14 protein-coding genes are annotated in these 15334 nt (G+C 43.2%); 13 read left to right on the forward strand and 1 reads right to left on the reverse strand.

Features of this window, described 5'->3' with window-relative positions; genetic code table 11:
* Nucleotides 1-95 precede the first annotated feature (95 nt).
* The 8 genes from rlmD (at nucleotide 96) to ispD (ending at nucleotide 9823) form a co-directional block, all read left to right on the forward strand.
* On the forward strand, nucleotides 96-1430 hold the full coding sequence (gene rlmD / locus IYN84_RS03985) for a 23S rRNA (uracil(1939)-C(5))-methyltransferase RlmD (protein ID WP_196137863.1): 1335 nt from the start codon (nucleotides 96-98) through the stop codon (nucleotides 1428-1430).
* Between the two features lie 98 nt (nucleotides 1431-1528).
* Nucleotides 1529-3781 (forward strand): GTP diphosphokinase, encoded by a 2253-nt coding sequence (gene relA / locus IYN84_RS03990; RefSeq protein ID WP_196137864.1) that lies wholly within the window; start codon nucleotides 1529-1531, stop codon nucleotides 3779-3781.
* Between the two features lie 31 nt (nucleotides 3782-3812).
* A complete protein-coding gene (mazG, locus tag IYN84_RS03995) occupies nucleotides 3813-4658 on the forward strand; it encodes a nucleoside triphosphate pyrophosphohydrolase (protein WP_196137865.1) in 846 nt (281 codons plus the stop codon).
* Nucleotides 4659-4919: 261 nt separating this feature from the next.
* A complete protein-coding gene (locus IYN84_RS04000) occupies nucleotides 4920-6554 on the forward strand; it encodes a CTP synthase (protein WP_196137866.1) in 1635 nt (544 codons plus the stop codon).
* A gap of 3 nt (nucleotides 6555-6557) precedes the next feature.
* Complete coding sequence (kdsA, locus tag IYN84_RS04005) at nucleotides 6558-7394, forward strand: 3-deoxy-8-phosphooctulonate synthase (RefSeq protein WP_196137867.1); 837 nt, start codon at nucleotides 6558-6560, stop codon at nucleotides 7392-7394.
* 102 nt (nucleotides 7395-7496) lie between these two features.
* A complete protein-coding gene (gene eno / locus IYN84_RS04010) occupies nucleotides 7497-8771 on the forward strand; it encodes a phosphopyruvate hydratase (RefSeq protein ID WP_196137868.1) in 1275 nt (424 codons plus the stop codon).
* An 18-nt stretch (nucleotides 8772-8789) separates the two neighbouring features.
* Nucleotides 8790-9092, forward strand: a complete 303-nt coding sequence (locus IYN84_RS04015; protein ID WP_196137869.1) for a septum formation initiator family protein — start codon at nucleotides 8790-8792, stop codon at nucleotides 9090-9092.
* Nucleotides 9093-9106: 14 nt separating this feature from the next.
* Entirely contained in the window at nucleotides 9107-9823 is a 717-nt protein-coding gene (gene ispD / locus IYN84_RS04020; protein WP_196137870.1) for a 2-C-methyl-D-erythritol 4-phosphate cytidylyltransferase, read from the forward strand.
* Nucleotides 9824-9916: 93 nt separating this feature from the next.
* On the opposite strand, the gene IYN84_RS04025 is transcribed toward ispD, so the two are convergent.
* Nucleotides 9917-11110, reverse strand: a complete 1194-nt coding sequence (locus tag IYN84_RS04025) for an amino acid aminotransferase (protein WP_196137871.1) — start codon at nucleotides 11108-11110, stop codon at nucleotides 9917-9919.
* Nucleotides 11111-11447: 337 nt separating this feature from the next.
* Between IYN84_RS04025 and ispF the strand changes: the two genes are divergently transcribed.
* Genes ispF through IYN84_RS04050 form a run of 5 tightly spaced genes read left to right on the forward strand, consistent with a single transcriptional unit; the run spans nucleotide 11448 to nucleotide 15145 of the window.
* The gene (gene ispF, locus IYN84_RS04030; RefSeq protein ID WP_196137872.1) at nucleotides 11448-11927 is read left to right on the forward strand and encodes a 2-C-methyl-D-erythritol 2,4-cyclodiphosphate synthase; all 480 of its coding nucleotides are present in this window, start codon (nucleotides 11448-11450) and stop codon (nucleotides 11925-11927) included.
* A 40-nt stretch (nucleotides 11928-11967) separates the two neighbouring features.
* Nucleotides 11968-13083, forward strand: a complete 1116-nt coding sequence (truD, locus tag IYN84_RS04035; RefSeq protein ID WP_196137873.1) for a tRNA pseudouridine(13) synthase TruD — start codon at nucleotides 11968-11970, stop codon at nucleotides 13081-13083.
* Between the two features lie 58 nt (nucleotides 13084-13141).
* A complete protein-coding gene (surE, locus tag IYN84_RS04040; protein ID WP_371734817.1) occupies nucleotides 13142-13888 on the forward strand; it encodes a 5'/3'-nucleotidase SurE in 747 nt (248 codons plus the stop codon).
* Between the two features lie 4 nt (nucleotides 13889-13892).
* The gene (locus IYN84_RS04045; protein WP_196137875.1) at nucleotides 13893-14564 is read left to right on the forward strand and encodes a protein-L-isoaspartate(D-aspartate) O-methyltransferase; all 672 of its coding nucleotides are present in this window, start codon (nucleotides 13893-13895) and stop codon (nucleotides 14562-14564) included.
* Complete coding sequence (locus IYN84_RS04050) at nucleotides 14561-15145, forward strand: YqaA family protein (RefSeq protein ID WP_196137876.1); 585 nt, start codon at nucleotides 14561-14563, stop codon at nucleotides 15143-15145. Before IYN84_RS04045 ends, IYN84_RS04050 begins: the two co-directional genes overlap by 4 nt.
* Nucleotides 15146-15334: the final 189 nt, after the last annotated feature.

Consider the following 15334-nt stretch of genomic DNA (forward strand, 5'->3'; position numbering starts at 1 on the left):
TTCTTCAACTTTTTTGCCCAGAAGTCAGTATAATGGCGCGCCTGATATAGGGATAATCTCCCATTTTGAATTCAAATTAATGATTGTAGTAAAACATGGCTAGAAGAAATCGTAGAAAACAAGTTCCTACTGAACCGGTGACCGTTGAAATTGAAAGCCTGTCGCATGAAGGGCGTGGTGTAGGTCGAATAAATGGTAAAACCATATTCGTTGACGGCGCGCTGGCAGGTGAAACCGTTGAAGCGCAATACATATATCAGAGGGGAAAGTTTGATGAGGCGAAAACCCTTAACGTTATTTCAGCCAGTCCTGACAGAGTTGAGCCTCCGTGTGAGAATTTTGCGGTTTGTGGTGGTTGTAGCATGCAACATTTGTCTAGTGCAGCACAGATTCAGCATAAAGAATCGATTTTAAAGGAACAGCTTGCCCATTTTGCGAAAACTGAACCAGAAGAATGGTTAGAACCTTTACAGGCAGAGCTTCTGGCATACCGTAGAAAAGCTCGCCTGGGTGTTCGCTATGTAATGAAAAAGGAACGTACCTTAATTGGTTTTAGAGAAAAGTACTCAAATTTCCTGGCTGATATCGACCATTGTCCGGTGTTGGTTAAGCGCGTATCAGATATTCTAATGCCATTGAGTGAGCTTATCGATAGTTTGCAGATCAGGCAATTTATCCCTCAGATTGAGGTCGCGAACGGTGACGACAAAACCGCGCTAATCGTTCGCCATTTAAAGCCTATGCCGGAAGAAGATTGCGTAAAGTGGGTTGAATTTGCTAAAGAACACGGTTTAGTCGTTTATCTTCAACCTAAGGGGCCAAAAACGGTTCACCGAATATGGCCGTTAGATGATGAAGAATCACAGCTAAGCTATCGTCTTCCTGAGTTTAATGTTGAATTACTTCAGGAGCCTCTGGATTTTGCACAGGTTAACGCAAGTATTAACCGAAAGATGGTCCCTTATGCGATTGAACTACTCGATGTACAACCAGAAGATAGAGTGCTCGATTTATTTTGTGGATTAGGCAATTTCACTATTCCATTAGCAACTCGTGCAAAAACGGTTGTTGGTGTAGAAGGTGTTGATGAAATGGTTGCTCGTGGTAAACAAAATGCTAAACACAATCAGCTGGACAACGTTGAGTTTTATCAGGCGGATCTGACTAAAAACCTGGAGGAAGAAACCTGGGTGAATCGGGATTACAACAAAGTATTGATTGATCCGGCTCGTAGTGGTGCGCTGGAAGTAATTGAAAATATTGTGAAGTTTAATCCGGAAAAAATAGTTTATGTTTCCTGTAACCCGGCAACACTCGCAAGAGATACCGGCGAACTGGTTAATCGGGGTTACAAGTTGAAAAAGGCCGGGGTAATGGATATGTTTCCCCATACTACGCATGTCGAGTCAATAGCATTATTTGAGAAGTAACCGGATTTGAGAAGTAACCGGGCATAAGCAAACCAATTACTTCTCAAAGCTCAATGCCATCAAAAGTCTAACGTTACTGAGAGGCAGTCCAGAAACAAATGGTTAAAGTCTACGATATCAAAACACCAGTCGGTATAGAAGATGAAAACTTTGACACCTGGTGTCAGTCAATCAGACCTGAAAGTGAGCCAAACCGAGATGAGCTTTGGGCTTCGATGGTTAAACTTATTGCACAGATCAAACATGATACTGACAAGGCAAATGTAGACGCAGAAAATAAAAAAGAGAAAACCACTCATAAAACCTTAAAAGAACTGTTGGCGGAAGGTTTTGAAATGGCCAATATTCTTTCATCGCTTAATGCCAACAGCGGAACACTTATTTCGGCTATTCTCTACCCATTGGTTCAGCATTCATTGCTGACTCTCGATCAAGTAAGCAATCATTGTCCACCTCGAATAGTGACGCGAATAAAAGGGGTTGCGACTATGGATGCAATCCGCTCACTGCAAAGCGATATGAGTCACAATCAGGATGCATCGCATATCGACAACCTGAGAAAGATGTTGCTTACCATGGTTGATGATGTTCGAGTCGTGTTGATCAAGTTGGCTGAGCGCTTGTATTTATTGCGAAAGGCAGCTAAATCTTCTGAAGAAAACCGTTATTTAATTGCACGTGAAGTAAGTGACGTTTATGCGCCTCTGGCGAATCGACTTGGAGTCGGTCAGATTAAATGGGAAATGGAAGATCTGGCTTTTAGAATTCTGCGTGAAGATGATTACAAGAAAATAGCTAAGAACCTGGCAGAAAAACGAACTGATCGAGAAGTTTATGTTAAGAACGTTCTATCGATTATAAAAATATCGTTGGATGAACTGGGCGTAGAAGCTGACCTTCAAGGTCGGGCAAAGCATATTTATTCTATCTGGAAGAAGATGCAAAGAAAAGATGTGGGCTTTGAAGAAATCTACGATGTTCGAGCAGTGAGAGTACTCGTACCTAAAGTTCAGGATTGTTATTCGGTATTAGGCGTCGTTCACGGACTCTGGAAACATATTCCAAAAGAGTTCGACGATTATATCGCTACTCCCAAAGAGAATGGTTATCGCTCCTTGCACACGGCTGTCGTTGGACCTGAAGGTAAAACGCTCGAGATTCAAATAAGAACCTTCGATATGCATCAGGAGTCCGAATTAGGGGTTGCTGCACACTGGAAATACAAAGAGGGTAAAGGTGCTCCGAGTGATGGTTATGAAGCAAAAATTGCCTGGTTGAGACAGTTGTTGGAGTGGCAGGACGAATTAACCGAGTCAGCCGATCTGGTAGAAGAGTTTAAAAACCAGGTTCTCGAAGAGCGAATCTACGTTTTTACGCCTCAAGGCAAGTTGATTGATTTACCAAAAGGATCCACCGCAGTCGACTTTGCCTATCGAGTGCACACAGAAGTAGGCCACCGGTGTCGTGGGGCTAAAGTGAATGGACGTATAATACAATTAACCGAGCCTCTGGACACAGGACAGCGGATCGAAATCCTTACTGCTAAGTCGGGGGGACCAAGCCGCGACTGGTTAAGTGAACACAAAGGATACATTCGGTCATCGCGTGCGCGCTCAAAGGTTCATCAATGGTTTCGTCACCAGGATAAAGATAAGAATGCTGCCGCTGGAAAACAGCTTATTGAGAAAGAACTACAAAAGCATAATATTAAAAATGTAGATTTCGACCAGGTGGCCCGGCACTTTAATTACAATAAAGTGGATGAGTTGTATGCTGGTATAGGTAGTGGCGACAAAGGTCTGCATCAGGTTCTGAACCAGATCCGCTCATTGCAGTCGAATGAGCCTAAAATTGATCGCAATACTGTTATTAAAAAGACGCCGAAAGTAGGTAAACGTACTGCCTCCAGCGATATTCTGGTTGAAGGTGTTGGCAATTTGCTCACGCGAATGGCGGGATGTTGTAAGCCTGTTCCCGGCGATGAGATTTGTGGCTTTGTCAGTCAGGGGCGAGGCATAATGATTCATCGTGCAGATTGTCGATATCTGTTAAATTCCCGCGCTAAAAGCCCGGAAAAAATACTCGACGTTGAATGGAGTCATGCCGTTAACGAGAACTACCTGATCGATTTGTTGATCAAGGCTTATGATCGCAAAGGGTTATTGGGCGATGTCACTACCTTGATGGCAGACGAAAAAGTTAGTGTCACTTCACTGAACACTCATGTGAATAAAAAGAGATTGATGGTAAGTATAAATATTCAGATTGAAGTGCCAAGCGTTAGTACCGTAAGCAAAATAATGACCAAATTAGAGCAGTTACCGACTATTGTCAGTGTTCAACGTAAGTAATATTTCTATTCGCTAATTTACGGATATTTCTATGACTGATAAGCAAACCGTGAATCCGCATGCACAACGGCTATTGGCAGCAGTAGAGCAAGCAGACGGGATAGACAAACTGATTGCGGTAATGACTGCGTTACGCGATGCAAAGGGCGGTTGTCCCTGGGATATAGAGCAGACCTATGACTCAATTCTCCCTTTTACTATTGAAGAGGTTTATGAAGTAGCTGAAGCGATTGAGCAAAAAAATTTCGACTCGCTTAAAGATGAGCTTGGAGATTTACTTTTTCAGGTAGTATTTTACGCTCAAATAGCCAAAGAGGAGGGGCGATTCGACTTTTATCAGATAGTTGAAGGAATCTGCAACAAGCTTGTACGCAGGCATCCTCATGTATTTGCTGACCAGGTGTTTACAGATGAAGCGGCGCTAAAGAACGCATGGGAAACAGCTAAACAAAAAGAAAGAGAGTCCAGAGCCAATGATGAGAGTTCAAGTCTGCTCGATGATATACCTGGAGCTTTACCTGAGCTCAAGCGAGCTTTAAAAATACAGAAGCGCGTGGCAAAGGTCGGTTTTGACTGGGATAGTGTGGACCAGGTCTGGGAAAAGCTCGAAGAAGAAGCTCTGGAAATAAGAGAAGCTGAAAGGAAGAATGATTCCGAGGCTCTGCAAGAAGAGCTTGGCGATCTGCTGTTTGCTACAGTTAACTTATGTCGACACTACAACTTAGATGCAGATATCGCTTTACGAAAAGCTAACCAGAAGTTTGAACGTCGTTTCAGGCAGGTCGAACGGCTAGCGCAAAACTCTCTGGATGAATACCCACTGGAAGAATTAGAAGAATTTTGGCAGAAAGCCAAGTCGCTGGAGTCAAAAAGCTGAGAATAATTCCAAGGAGGAGTAACATAGAGTAATTATTTTAATTCGAACCTTTTTAACCCGTGATTCGTTCAGAATAATTTGTTACAATACCTTCCCGTCCTGATAGCTTCCTATGCACAGTAAGTCGAGCAACGATAAGCCAGCCAGTCATTCAAATAACGGGTTGTTGCTTTACCCTTTGTAATGCAGATCTTATCGTTAAGATGCTACTGGAAGAATAGTCTCTAACTAACTGTTTTTAAACGATTTTGGCGTATATACATGACTAAGTTTATTTTTGTTACGGGCGGTGTTGTTTCTTCACTCGGAAAAGGCATTGCAGCTGCGTCTTTAGCCGCGCTCCTTGAGTCTAGAGGTTTAAAGGTTACTCTCCTTAAACTCGATCCCTATATCAATGTTGACCCTGGAACCATGAGTCCATTTCAGCACGGCGAAGTATTTGTTACTGATGATGGTGCAGAAACAGACCTGGATTTAGGCCATTATGAGCGTTTCGTACGTACTCGTATGAGTCAGGCCAATAACTTCACAACAGGCCGTGTTTACGCCGATGTACTTAAAAAAGAACGTAAAGGCGAATATTTAGGCGGTACAGTTCAGGTTATTCCGCATATAACTGATGAGATCAAGCGCAAAGTCTTTGAGGGCGCGGGAGACGCTGATATCGCAATGGTTGAAATTGGTGGAACGGTAGGTGATATTGAGTCATTACCATTTTTGGAGGCCATACGTCAGCTAGGTTACGAATTAGGTCGAGAGAGAGCTTTGTTTATGCATTTGACGCTTCTGCCTTATATTGCGGTGGCGGGTGAATTAAAAACCAAACCAACTCAGCACTCGGTAAAAGAATTACGTTCAATCGGTATTCAACCTGATATATTAATTTGTCGTTCAGACCGCACACTACCACCTTCAGAGAAAGCAAAAATTGCGCTGTTTACGAATGTTGAAGAGAAAGCGGTAATTTCTCTTAAAGATGTTGATTCAATCTACAAGATTCCGTCTATTTTAAACTCCCAGGGACTGGAAAGACTAATTAGTGAAAGATTTAACTTGCCTGAGCAGGAAGTTGACCTGTCTGAGTGGGAGCAGGTGCTATATGCTGAAGCTAACCCCAATGGAGAAGTCAACATAGCAATGGTCGGTAAGTATATGGATCTGACTGAAGCCTATAAATCACTAATTGAATCTCTTAAGCACGCCGGGTTGCAGAATCGACTCACAGTGAATATTGATTTTATTGATGCCGAAGACATCGAAAAGAAAGGCATTGGCTTGCTAGATAATTCTGACGCTATTCTGGTACCTGGTGGATTTGGTGAACGTGGTGTTGAAGGAAAAGTTCAGACTGTCGCCTACGCCAGAGAAAATCAGGTGCCATATTTGGGTATTTGTCTGGGTATGCAGGTCGCTGTTATTGAGCACGCCAGAAATTGTGCCAAACTTGAAAACGCAAATTCAACCGAATTTGTCAAAGACAGTCCGGTACCAGTTGTCGGTCTGATTACCGAGTGGGTCAACAAAGACGGAACTGTAGAAACGAGAACAGAGCAATCGGACCTTGGCGGTACCATGCGACTTGGTGCGCAACCGGCGAAACTGGTAAAAGGTACAAAGCTTGCCGAAATATACGGTAGCCTGGTAGTGAATGAGCGTCATCGTCACCGATATGAAGTTAATGAAAACTACGTTTCCCAACTGGAAGAATCCGGCTTGGTTATTTCTGGACGCTCAAGTTTGAATAACCTGGTAGAAACCGTCGAGCGTAAAGATCATCCATGGTTTATTGGTGTTCAGTTCCATCCTGAGTTTACTTCTACACCAAGAGATGGTCATCCTTTGTTTACATCATTCGTCAAAGCTGCGCGAGAATTCAGAGTCGCGCAAGAGGGGTAGTTCATGGAAATTTGCGGCTTTAAAGTAGGTCTCGATCAACCGTTTTTCTTGATTGCTGGTCCCTGTGTTATAGAGAGCGAGCAACTTGCGTTGGACACCGCTGGTTATATGAAAGAGGTTACTGACAGGCTCGGAATTCCTTATGTCTATAAGTCGTCTTTCGACAAGGCTAACCGATCATCCCACACCAGCTTTCGTGGTCCGGGGATGGAAAAAGGGCTGCAAATTTTACAAGCAGTAAAAGAGCAGATAGGAGTGCCGGTTTTGACAGACGTGCATGAAGACACACCAATGCAGGAAGTTGCAGATGTGGTCAATATCATGCAAACGCCAGCGTTTTTGTGTCGTCAGACTAACTTCATTCAGCGCGTTTGTGAGCCGGGAATTCCGGTTAATATCAAAAAAGGTCAATTTCTTGCGCCCTGGGATATGACTCATGTGGTGAGTAAAGCGCGTGCGACCGGCAATGAAAATATTATGGTGTGTGAGCGCGGAGCATCATTTGGATATAACAATCTGGTATCTGATATGCGTGGCCTCGCTGTAATGCGAGAAACTGGGGCACCGGTTGTTTATGATGCGACTCACTCAGTTCAATTGCCGGGTGGAAAAGGTAGTTCATCGGGAGGTCAAAGAGAACACGTACCGGTTCTTGCCAGAGCTGCCGTTGCTGCGGGAATTTCAGGTTTGTTTATGGAAACTCATCCTGATCCGGCAAATGCGAAAAGTGACGGACCAAACTCCTGGCCGATGTACGAAATCGAGAAGCTGCTGGCGACACTCAAAGCAATAGATACTGTTGTCAAACAAAATGGTTTTATAGAGTCTGAGCTTGGGTGATAGCAGAAATGGAAACCGGAATATACTGCTACCGGTAATTTACTGAAAGAATTATTTAGATTTTTGGTTTTTAATATTTAGTGTGATAGAGGTTAAAAAGGAATGAGTAAAATTGTCGATATTATAGGTCGCGAAGTTTTAGATTCTCGTGGTAATCCGACTGTAGAAGCAGAAGTCATATTAGAAGATGGTTCTATCGGTGTAGCTTGTTCTCCTTCCGGGGCATCAACAGGTTCGCGGGAAGCTTTGGAATTGCGCGACGGCGATAAGGCTCGTTATCTTGGAAAAGGTGTACTAAAAGCAGTCGCCAATGTTAATGAACAAATCAAGTCGACTATCGTTGGTATGGATGCAAATGATCAAGTTGCTTTAGATAACGCCATGCTTGATCTTGATGGAACTGATAATAAGTCAACCTTGGGCGCGAACGCGATTTTAGCAGTGTCTTTGGCGGCAGCAAAAGCAGCTGCTTTGTCTAATGGAAAACCTCTTTATGCACAAATCGGTGATGGTGTAACTCTACCGGTTCCGATGATGAACATCATTAACGGTGGTGAGCACGCTGATAATAATATTGATATCCAGGAATTCATGATTTTGCCTGTTGGCGCTCCAACTTTTTCTGAAGCTCTGCGTTATGGCGCTGAAATCTTTCACGCACTGAAAAGCGTATTAAAGGCAAAAGGTTTAAACACTGCTGTGGGTGACGAAGGTGGTTTTGCACCTAACCTCGGCTCAAACGAAGAAGCTGTTCAGGCCATCGTTGAAGCGGTAGAAAAAGCCGGCTATAAGTTAGGCGAAGAAATCTATCTCGGTCTGGATGTTGCCAGTTCTGAATTTTACAAGGATGGTAAATATCACTTGTCAGGTGAAGGCAAAGTGTTAACTTCTGAGGAATTTGCTTGTTATCTCGAAGACTGGGTAAATCGTTACCCAATTATTTCAATCGAAGATGGCATGGACGAAGGAGATTGGGAAGGTTGGAAAATTTTGACTGAAAAGCTCGGCCATCGTGTCCAACTGGTTGGAGATGACTTGTTCGTGACTAATACCAAGATTCTTGCGGAAGGTATCGAAAAGAAAATTGCTAACTCGATTTTGATTAAAGTGAATCAAATTGGTTCATTGACTGAAACTTTGGCGGCAATAGAAATGGCTCACGAAGCAGGCTACACAGCAGTTGTTTCTCACCGTAGTGGAGAAACAGAAGATTGCACAATTGCTGACCTGGCTGTTGCGACTTCTGCCGGACAAATCAAAACTGGCTCTTTATGTCGTAGCGACCGTGTTGCCAAGTACAATCAACTGTTGCGTATCGAGCAAAAGCTTGGTGATAAAGCGATTTATCCAGGCAAAAAAGCTTTTAACTGCTTCTAGTAATACAAGGGCGATCCAGTGGATCGCCCACTTTCCTTTATGAAAATTCTAGCGATAATTTTTGCACTCATCATTTGTATCATCCAGTATCGCATTTGGTTGGGTGACGGTAGCTATCGCGAGATTAAACAGCTCAAAGTCCAAATCGCTGAGCAAAAAGCTCAGAATGAACAATTAAAAGCGCAAAATGAACAGTTGAAAAAAGAAGTATTGGCTTTGAGAACCAACCCGGATGTACTTGAAGAAAAAGCCAGAGAAAATCTAGGTTTGATCAAGTCCGGAGAAACCTTTTACCGCATCATTCCCAAAGAAGACAAGTAACGCCTGGAGCTTTTATGTTAGTAGACTTATCTACCGTCAAAGGTGCTGTTGCGGTGATTGCCGCTGCAGGCGCCGGCACCCGAATGGGAGCTGATAAGCCTAAGCAATATTTACCCCTGGCTGGTAAAACAGTACTCGAAATAACCGTTGAAAAATTTCTCGGCTTTGAAGGAATAGAGTGTGTAGTGTTAATTGTTCCTCCAAATGACCAGGACTGTTATCAGTTACCTGTTGCAGAAAAAGAAAACGTATATGTGATCGATGGAGGAGAGCGCAGAACGGATTCAGTACTTAACGGTTTAATGTTTTTATATGACGCCGGACTTCCTGATGATGTTGCCGTATTAGTTCATGATGCAGCCAGGCCTTGTGTTTCAAAATCTGATCTGCAAAAGCTAATCGATACTTTTAGAAAAAGCAAACAACCCTGCTTACTAGCGGCCCCGGTGGTTGATACGCTTCAGGAGGTTAACGCCAAAGGAGATGTCAAAAGAGTAGTCGACCGAGATAAGCTGGTTAGAGCGTTTACACCTCAGGTAGCTAGATTTATCGACCTGAAAACAGCTTTAATCAAAGCTAGAGATGAGGGGGTACCTGTAACCGATGAAGTCTCTGCGCTAACTTCTGCAGGACATAAGGTTAAGGCAGTAATTGGTCAAAGCAATAACATCAAAATTACTCACCCTGAAGATTTACCTTTAGCTGAATATTATCTTAAACAGGAAAAGTGAGATCAGAAGATAAGACTTCGAACTTACTGGAATTTGAGTATGACAGGCAAAAAAAAACCGGCACGTGTACCGGTTTTTTTGAATAGAAATACTTTATTCGCAGACTTTTTTTAGTGCGTCGGCAACGTAATCCAGACAATGAGTATTGAGCCCGGCTACATTTATACGACTTGAATCTGCCATATAAATACTAAATTCGTTACGCATGCGCGCAACCTGCTCTTTGTTAATACCGAGATAACTAAACATACCTTTCTGAGTCGTGATAAAGCTAAAATCTTTGTCTATCCCTCTAGCCTGAATCTTCTCCAGCAAACCACTTCTTAAACTTTTAACTCTGGCCGCCATTGCATTCAATTCGTTTTCCCACTCGGTTCTGAGCGCATTATCAGACAAGATAATATCAACCAGGAACCCGCCATAGGCAGGAGACATAGAGTAAATAGCTCGCGCGATATCCTGGATTTGCGTTTGTATTGCACGCGCATTTTCAGAATCTTTGGTTTGCACTAATAAAGTTCCTGCTCGTTCACGATACAAACCAAAGTTTTTGGAGCAAGATGTTGCGATAATCATTTCTTCGACTCTTTCTGAAAGATAACGAACACCTTCCACATCTTCTACCAGTCCATCACCGAGTCCCTGATAAGCGATGTCAACAAATGGAATGAAACCTTTTTCTACAGCAAGCTCGGCTACTCTTTTCCAGTTTTCAAAAGATAAATCTGCGCCGGTTGGGTTGTGACAGCAGCCGTGCAGTAACACAATGTCTTTTGGCCCTAGCTTTGCTAGCTGGCTTTCCATTGCTTCGAAATTTACACCACCAGTTTCGGCATCGAAGTAGGGGTAAGTTTTGATCGGCAATCCAGCAGAGCTAATTAGAGGAATATGGTTTGCCCAGGTTGGATCACTGACCCACACTGTTAATTCGTCTTTCAGTCGCACCAGTAGTTCAGCGGCAACACGCAGTGAACCGCACCCACCTGGACATTGTAAGCCTGCAATTCGATTATCTTTCAACACTGAGGATTCAGAACCAAGAACCAAAGACTTGATACCCTCTACAAAACCGACAACGCCTCCAGGACCAATGTAGGTTTTGCTATCTTCAGTTTCCATATGGTGTTTGGCTGCCTTTTGAACAGCTGTCATAATCGGGGTATGTCCGGTTTCATCACGGTAGACCCCAACCCCGAGATCAACTTTGCTTGGGTTAGGATCATCACGGAACATGGTAATCAAGCCGAGAAGCGGATCAGCCGGTAATGCATTTAAGCGGTCAAACATTGTGCAACTCCATTTTATCGACAGACTGAGTAAGAATCATCGAAAATGTCCTGATTAACTCGAGTCATCGAAAATATTATTTTCTATTGGTGAAAGTATTAGTTTATAGGGCAATTGTACTCTTTGTGGGCGGTATAAAACCAGTCTTCAGCCATAAATAGGCGGGCTTTAAACTAAAAGTTATTGCCTTGAAGAAAATCGATTGTGTTCGGATTATGTTGTTAATTAAGTTATTTGCAACGTTAACACTCAGCTTTGTTGAATCACATACTACAACTACTTAAAATAGCGCAATCCGTCGAATATCGACCAGAAGAGTATAATTAAAGGATAATTGATGATTAGAATCGGCCATGGCTTTGACGTGCATGCTTTTGGTGGTGACAAGCCTCTCATTTTGGGAGGCGTTGTATTTGAAAACCATCAGGGGCTGTTAGCTCATTCAGATGGAGACGTCGTCCTGCATGCCGTTTGCGATTCGCTATTAGGAGCCGCGGCACTCGGCGACATTGGCAAGCACTTTCCTGATAATGATCCTGCTTTTAGCGGTGCTGACAGCAGAGTGTTGCTAAAGGAAGTGGTCAGGCTGGTATCATCAAAATGTTATCAAGTCAGCAATCTGGACATCACTGTGGTTGCACAAACGCCAAAAATGTCACCCAAGATAGAGTCTATTCGCGCCAATATTGCGCAGGACCTCTCGATAAGCCTTGATCAGGTTAATGTTAAGGCGACTACCACCGAAGCTCTCGGATATGTTGGCCGTAAAGAAGGTATTGCCGTTCACTGTGTTTGCTTATTGATGCAAAAAGCATAGTTTTAGATAAAACATTTTAGCCAAGCAGGAATTAGCTACTTTGATAAATGATGACATTTCATTCGCCGAGCATAATAAATCGCTACCACGCGCGCTTGGTTTGCCTGTCTCCAGAGCAACTATCAGAGCTGAAAATGCTCACTTTAAAGTTAATGAGCTTTTATCTTTTGAGCCGTGCGGTGAGGGAGAACATCTTTTTCTACAGGTAAAGAAGACAGGTATCAACACTGATTGGGTCGCAAAATCAATCGCTTGTCACTTTGGTGTCAGCAAGAGAGACATTGGTTATGCGGGAAAGAAAGACCGTTATAGTGAGTCAGTCCAATGGTTTAGTGTTTATTTGCCCGGAAAAGAGGGTAATCTTGATGGATTTGACTGTGATGACTACCAACTGCTGAAAGCTGTCAGACATAATAAAAAGCTGAAAAAAGGCGCTGTTAAGTGTAATGAGTTTGTACTTAGATTGACTGACCTTAAAGGTCCTGTCGATAGAAGTTCACTGGCATTGATCGCCAGACGGGGAGTACCAAATTACTTTGGTTACCAACGCTTCGGTCATGACGGGAATAATATTGATAAAGGCTTGAAGTTAATCGATGGTCTGATCAAAGTGAAAGATCGTAATAAGAAAGGTCTCTATCTTTCTGCGGTACGCTCCTATTGGTTTAACCTTTTTCTGGCCAGACGAGTTTCGCTGGGAAACTGGGATAAAGCACTCAATGGTGACTGTTTCGGATTAAACAATAGTCAATCGACTTTTAAACCGGAAGTGATTGATGATGAAATAAGGCAACGACTCGAATCTGGAGATATTCACACCAGCGGATGGCTCGCCGGGCGACAGCCTTCTCAAGCTAGTCATCAGGCCATGGCTATCGAACAGGAAGTGATTGATGATGTCGAGTCGCTTCAGAAAAAACTGGCTAAATTCAGGCTGGATTCTTCGCGTCGCTCAAACAGGGTTATCCCACAACAACTTAGCTTTGAACAAATGGATGATAACCAGGCAGTGTTATCATTTAAGCTTCCTGGTGGAAGTTTTGCTACAAGCGTATTGAGAGAAATCTTCGAAATCAATGATGCAGCAAATATTGAAAGAAATTTTGTTAAACCTGATTCAAATGACAACCCCATGGAATCTGGGGGCGAGTCTTGAAGCAGCCGAAATATCCAGGCAACGGTAACTAAAAGGGCAGGGCGCTAAAATGGATCCCATCAATATTCTGATCAGTAATGATGACGGTGTATACGCACCAGGTATTCAAATACTCGCTTCAGAAATTGCCAAAAAGCATAAGGTCACAGTGGTGGCACCCGACAAAAATCGAAGTGGTACCAGCAGTGCTCTGACGCTTGAGATACCGTTAAAGTGCGAGCAGTTGGATAATGGTTTTTATTCTGTGAACGGGACTCCTTGCGATTGTGTTCACCTTGGATCGCATCGGTTAATGGACAATAAGCCGGATATGGTTATATCGGGTATTAATCGAGGCGCTAATCTGGGAGATGATGTCATGTATTCAGGTACGGTGGCTGCGGCTATGGAAGGCAGGAGTATGGGGTTTCCTGCGGTGGCCATCTCTGTAGCCAGCTTTGAAGCAAAAAATTACCAGACTTCAGCTTCAGTAATGGCAAAAATGCTTGATAGATTACGCGAATATAGCTTACAGTCGAATATTATTTTAAACGTCAATGTACCCGACCTGCCGGAAGAAAAAATAAAAGGTTATAAATTAACCAGGTTGGGCTGTCGACATCGTGCGGACACAATCATTCCAGCAAAAGATCCGAGGGGTAAGGAGATTTTCTGGATTGGTCCCCCTAGTGAGCCGCAAGATATTGGGGAAGGGACAGACTTTGACGCTATTGCTAATGACTATGTTTCGGTGACCCCCCTGGTAGTCGATTTTACTGCTTATGAAAGTTTCAATTCAGTAAAAGAGTGGATATCGAGATTGTAAATTAATGAATATAACAACAAACCTGAGCGGGATCGGCATGACTTCTCAAAGAACACGAAGTCGACTGATACAGAGGTTAAGAGATAAAGGAATAATTGAAGAGTCGGTGCTGGCTGTAATGGAAAAGCTACCACGACACATCTTTATCGATGAGGCAATGGCTCATCGTGCCTATGAAGACACCTCTTTACCCATCGGAATGGGGCAAACTATTTCTCAACCTTACATTGTAGCGCGTATGACCGAATTACTGGTTATGAGCGGTAAGATGGATAATGTACTGGAAATTGGAACCGGCTGTGGTTACCAAACAAGTGTATTGGCTGGTGTTTCCAAATGGGTCTATAGCATTGAGAGAATCCAGCCCTTACAAAAGCAGGCAATAGAACGCTTTAAGTTATTAGGGCTGCATAATGTGAACTATCGTCACGGTGACGGCTACCTTGGCTGGGAGGAAGAAGCTCCTTTTGATGCCATTATTGTTACCGCAGCACCAGATCAGGTTCCACAACCGCTGCTCGATCAGCTCGTTGTTGGTGGACGAATGGTAATCCCGGTTACTTCATCTCCCGGGGTTCAACAACTTCATTTACTAGAAAAGACCGATGAAGGTATTTCCTCGATGCAAGTTGAAGAAGTCAAGTTTGTACCCTTGCTGGGAGGAGTCGTTAAGTGAAAATATTTTCCAAGATGTATGAAACCTGTCTGCGCTGGGCAAAGCATCGGCACGCGAGCTACTATCTTGGCGCGATGAGTTTTGCCGAGTCAACCTTCTTTCCAATACCTGTCGATGTCATGCTAGCCCCAATGTGTCTGGCTCGTCTGGAGAAAGCCTGGCGCTATGCACTTATAGCCACAATGACCAGTGTCTTAGGCGGTATTTTCGGGTATTTATTGGGCTTGCTATTTTTTGATACCTTGATAGAGCCTTTACTCGTTCAATTTAACTACATGGATACTTATCACAAAGCGACAGAGTGGTTTGACGCCTATGGTGTGTGGGTTGTTTTTGTGGTCGGGTTTGCACCGATACCTTATAAGGTATTTACCATTAGTGCTGGCGCACTCAATATGGCGCTACTTCCATTTGTCATCGCTTCTTTGTTCGGACGCGCCGGCCGATTCTTTTTGGTTGCAGGCTTGATGAGGGCTGGCGGCGAAAAAATGGAGAAAAAATTGCACGAAACTATCGATGTTGTCGGTTGGATAGTGGTAATAGTTGCTATTTTAGGTTATTTAATGTACAAATACGCTTAGGACCACTCCAAAACAATGATTTAACGCGTTTTCTTGAGTTCGTTTTTGAGATAGTGCGTTAACTGACCGAAATTTAATCAAGCTAATACGACTAAATTCGGTAGAGAATAATTATAAAATTACGATCCTTTTTATTCATTCTGTGTTTTGGTGTCAGTTCCGGAACAATAGTTCGGAAGCTCAATAGTA

Source organism: Aliikangiella sp. G2MR2-5 (genome assembly GCF_015687155.1).
In the GTDB taxonomy this organism is placed as follows: domain Bacteria; phylum Pseudomonadota; class Gammaproteobacteria; order Enterobacterales; family Kangiellaceae; genus Aliikangiella.